The sequence below is a fragment of the Gordonibacter pamelaeae 7-10-1-b genome (assembly GCF_000210055.1).
In the GTDB taxonomy this organism is placed as follows: Bacteria; Actinomycetota; Coriobacteriia; order Coriobacteriales; family Eggerthellaceae; genus Gordonibacter; species Gordonibacter pamelaeae.
Map to the genome: position 1 here is coordinate 203,859 of NC_021021.1, position 1,539 is coordinate 205,397.

The 1,539-nt window shown below is 71.4% G+C and carries 1 protein-coding gene; it reads right to left on the bottom strand.

What is annotated here, in order from left to right; genetic code table 11:
* Positions 1 to 1,539: SpaA isopeptide-forming pilin-related protein (locus tag GPA_RS18610; protein ID WP_041238714.1), on the bottom strand; the 1,539-nt coding region annotated here is incomplete at both ends.

The following is a 1,539-nucleotide window of genomic DNA, read 5'->3' on the forward strand; positions in this document are numbered from 1 at the left end:
GAGCAGGAGGCGCCACGGCGCGGTCCCCGTCCGGGGCAGCTCGAACACCGGCACGTTCGGCAGGAAGAGCCCCTCGCGCGCACCCTCGGCCGTTTGGATGGAGGAAGCGAAGGCGGGCGGCAGCGACCCGTCCGAGCCCTGGCGGGCGAGCAGCGTGGACGCGTCGATGGCGTAGGAGCCCGATCCCTCGGGCGACTCGACCACCCTGAACGCCCACTGTCCCGTCGGCAGCTGGTAGCCCGCGGGGGCGGACGCCTCCACGAGCATGTACCAAGCATCCGGCGAAAGCCCCGCGAGCGTCACCGTCCCGGCCGGCGCGCCCGGTTCCGACCCGTCGGAGGAAACGAAGGCGTAGGGCTCGTCTAGGCCGCCCGGCTGCCCCTCCTCGCCGGAAGGCCCCATCACGGCGGCCCACTGGGCAGAGCCCGGCGAGGCGAGGTCTATGGAGCCGCCGTTCACGGTGTCCGGCCCCAGCTCGACGTCGCCCACGTAGCGGTACACGTTGAACCTCGCCCCCGCCAGGGGCATGCGGGTTCCCGCCTCTTGGTCTGCCCCCACCTTCACGAACGACACGTCCGCCCGCACAGGGGCCTTCTCCCACACCGCATAGAGCACGATGCGGCCGTCGCCGTCGGCATCGAGGGCCGCGCTGTAGGCAAGCAGGTCGCCGGGCGTATAGGACGCCTCCTCGGACGAGGCGACGGGGCTCCACCCGACGAACCGGTAGCCCCTCGCCGCCAGCGTGCCCGCGCCCTGCACCGTGGCCGTCCCGCCGCTGCGGGCGTAGGCGCTCGGGATGCCCGCCACGCCGTCGAAGGGCGGCTTTCCCTCCAAGGTAGCGCCCGCCGGAACGTTGGCGTCGTAGGAAACGGTGAAGCCCTCCACCCAGCGCAGGGTGCTGCCGCTGTAGGAGGCGACGAGCGTCGCGTCGACATCGCTCGCGAAGGGCGACAGGTCGAGGTTAGGCTGGGAGGCCGAGCCGAACTGCGTCCGCGCCTTGTTGTAGGCGCTCGAGCCGTCTGAAACCGTCACGCCGACCTTCGACCCGGGCAGGAAGCCGCCCGACGCCGCGATGCGCGTGACGGGGCTCGACGGGGGCGTCCAGATATCGGAGGCTTTCGATGAGGCCTGCGTGTTGCCCGCCACCACCGACGGCGCCACGATCTTGTCCTGCAGGATGGCCGTCTTGTAGTAGACCGGGTTCGTGTAGCCGCCGTTGAGGCTCGCAGGGTAGTTGAAGCTGAGGCCGCGCGGCGCCGAGGGCGTCCCTCCCCAATGCCCCACCAGCGCGATCCCGCCGCCTCCCGTGCCCGCATGGTTGCCGGTCACGCTGCCGCCGTACATGAACAGGTCGTGCACGACGTGCTGCATGATGCCGCCGCCGTACGTGCCGGCGGTGCAGCCGGACACGTCGCAGTCGTAGAGCGTCGTCGAGCCGCTGTAGATGTACAGGCCCCCGCCGAGCGTGCCGGCCTTGCAGTCTTTGACCGTGACGTTCTCGATGTGCGCGGAGGCGCCCGCGCTCACGCCGCCGGCGAT